The organism is Mycobacterium gordonae, from assembly GCF_001417955.2.
Taxonomy (GTDB): Bacteria; Actinomycetota; Actinomycetes; order Mycobacteriales; family Mycobacteriaceae; genus Mycobacterium; species Mycobacterium gordonae_B.
This window is the reverse complement of sequence record NZ_LKTM01000143.1, coordinates 1-2461: the sequence shown is the minus strand read 5'-3', so window position 1 is coordinate 2461 and position 2461 is coordinate 1. Positions and strand designations below refer to the sequence as shown.

The window sequence follows — 2461 nt, the reverse complement described above, 5'->3', positions numbered from 1 at the left end:
CCGTAGCCGGGGCCATATCCAGGGGCCGGTCCGTATGCCGGTGGCGGGCCGTATGCCGGTGGCGGGCCGTATGCCGGCGGCGGGCCGTATGCGGGTGGCGGGCCGTATGCCGGTCCCGGTGCGGCCTCACCCGGGTATTCAGGCGGCAGCGTGCTCACCGTAGGCGGCGGCTGTCGTCGGTTGTCATGGGGTACATCCTGTCGGCGGTTGGTGCATTTCTCAATGTAGGTCCCCGGAGCAGCGCGTAGCGTCTCTGGAATGGCGGAACTCAAATCCCGGCTGCGGGCCGACCTGACCGACTCGATGAAAGCGCAGGACAAGCTGCGCACTGCGACGTTACGCATGCTGTTGGCCGCGATTCAGACCGAAGAGGTCTCGGGCAAGGAGGCCAAGGAGCTCTCCGACGACGAGGTTCTCAAGGTGCTCGCCAAGGAGTCCCGCAAGCGCGGTGAGGCCGCCGAGATATACACGCAGAACGGTCGCGGTGAGCTGGCAGCCAACGAGCATGCCGAGGCGCGCATCATCGACGAGTATCTGCCGACGCCGCTGACCGATGCGGAGGTGGTCGACGTCGTCGAAACCGCGATCGCCCAGGTTGCCGAGACGCTCGGCCACGCGCCTTCGATGAAGGAGATGGGCCTGGTGATGAAGGTTGCGACCGGAATAGCCGAGGGAAAGGCCGACGGGTCGCGGCTGTCCGCGGCGGTCAAAGACCGGCTCTGAAATGGGTCGGGTCGTCCCCGCACCCCAGTAGCGATCAACGCTCACCGAACCCCATCGGTGTGTGATGTCTCAGGACATCGGTGACAGTTGGTGTGTCAGGACCTCGGTGACGTTTCTTCGCCTTGAGGTGTCGGCCGCGGGGTCGTCCGTTGCCGAAGTCGGTCACCACGGGTGCGGGTCTTGTGTGTTCGATGAGGACTTCGCCGTCCAGATCGGCGACGGTGATCTTGTCGCCGTTGGTCGATGGGCTCGACTTGGGTCGTCTCGTCCTGGGTTCGAGTACCGCGGCCGCCCCGAGGGGCGCATCATCGGGCCACTGAGATAGCAAGCCGGACCAAAGGATCGATCGATTCATCAACAGCCACCACCCGAACCCTGAGGCAGAAGTGTCACCACCGACACAGCCCGAACTGTCACCGATGTCGTGAGAGATGACATGGGCAAAGGCCGTGCGAGCGAGTATACTCGAACATATGTTCGACGAACCAGCCGCCGGGCCGCGCCCCTCATGGGAGGGGAAGCCGTTCAGTGAGTTGTCTCAGGCTGAGCGGGTGGAACGGTTCGACGCACTGATGGGGCAGGTGTTCGAGCATCGCGAGGGGTTGTCGGGCAGGACCGCGCAGTCGCTGGGGTGGGTGGCGCGGGTGTGCGGGGCGGCGCGGGTGGTCAATCAGGGTGCGGCCGCGGAGTTGGTGGCGGTAGGGGAGTTGTTCGCCTACCGACTGGCTCGGGGTGGAGAGACCGAGGATTGGGCGATCGACACGATGAAGGCCGTCGCCGGGGAGGTGGCTGCGGGGTTGCGGATCAGCCAGGGCCGCGCGGAGACCAAGGTGCGTTATGCCCGGGCGATGCGGGAGCGCCTGCCGCAGGTGGCGGCGGTCTTCTGCGCCGGGGACATCGACTATGAGGCATTCACGACGATCGTGTTCCGCACGGATCTGATCGAGGACCCCCAGGTGCTGGCGGCCGTGGATGCCACGGTCGCCACGCGGGTGACGCGCTGGCCCTCGTTAAGCCGGTGGAGGTTGTCGCAGAAGGTGGATGCGATCGTGGCCCGCGCCGATGCCGATGCGCTGCGCCGCCGCAAAGAGGTCCAGGCCGAGCGGGAGGTGTGGATCAGCCCGCCCCTGAACGGGCTGGCGCAGATCGAGGGACGCCTGCGGGCCACCGATGCCCAGGCCATCGATGCGCGGCTCTCAGCGCTGGCAGCCACCGTGTGCCCGAACGATCCACGGACCACCGCCCAGCGCCGCGCCGACGCCCTGGGGGCACTGGCCGCCGGTGGCACCCGGCTGGGCTGTGAATGCGGCCGCGTCGACTGCACCGCCGCCGGGCGCAAGCCGGCCAGCCCGGTGGTGATCCATGTGATCGCCGAAGCCGCCACCCTGGCCGGGCGCAGCGACAGCCCCGCGTGTCTGCTCGGTGGGGAGGACCTGATCACCCCCGAGGTGTTGGCCGAACTCGCGCTGACCGCCAAGCAGGTGCCGTTGATCCACCCCGGCTACGCCGCACCCGAACCCCACTACCACCCCTCGCAGGCGTTGGCTGATTTCGTGCGGGCCCGGGATCTGACATGCCGCTGGCCGGGCTGCGAGGTGCCGGCCATTCACTGCGATCTCGACCACACCATCCCCTGGGCCCAGGGCGGGCCCACCCATGCGGGCAAGGTCATAAGTTGTTAAACTACCCTCATGTCTGCGAAGAAATCTGCTGGTCAGAGTGTCGGGGTGGGGTCGGC

At 67.3% G+C, this 2461-nt stretch carries 1 protein-coding gene and 2 pseudogenes; 2 read left to right on the top strand and 1 reads right to left on the bottom strand.

Annotation, left to right across the window (positions count from 1 at the left end; translation table 11 throughout):
• Positions 1-258 precede the first annotated feature (258 nt).
• On the top strand, positions 259-723 hold the full coding sequence (locus AO501_RS13400; protein ID WP_055578195.1) for a GatB/YqeY domain-containing protein: 465 nt from the start codon (positions 259-261) through the stop codon (positions 721-723).
• A gap of 223 nt (positions 724-946) precedes the next feature.
• On the opposite strand, the pseudogene AO501_RS40700 reads toward AO501_RS13400, so the two are convergent.
• A pseudogene (locus AO501_RS40700) lies at positions 947-1091 on the bottom strand (IS481 family transposase); the annotation flags it as partial.
• A 204-nt stretch (positions 1092-1295) separates the two neighbouring features.
• Here AO501_RS40700 and AO501_RS13395 point away from each other — a divergent pair.
• A pseudogene (locus AO501_RS13395) lies at positions 1296-2393 on the top strand (HNH endonuclease signature motif containing protein); the annotation flags it as partial.
• Positions 2394-2461 lie beyond the last annotated feature (68 nt).

Excerpts from the sequence above, each read along its gene's own strand:
- AO501_RS13400 (WP_055578195.1), top strand. The coding sequence starts at position 259 with ATGGCGGAACTCAAATCCCGGCTGCGGGCCGACCTGACCGACTCGATG.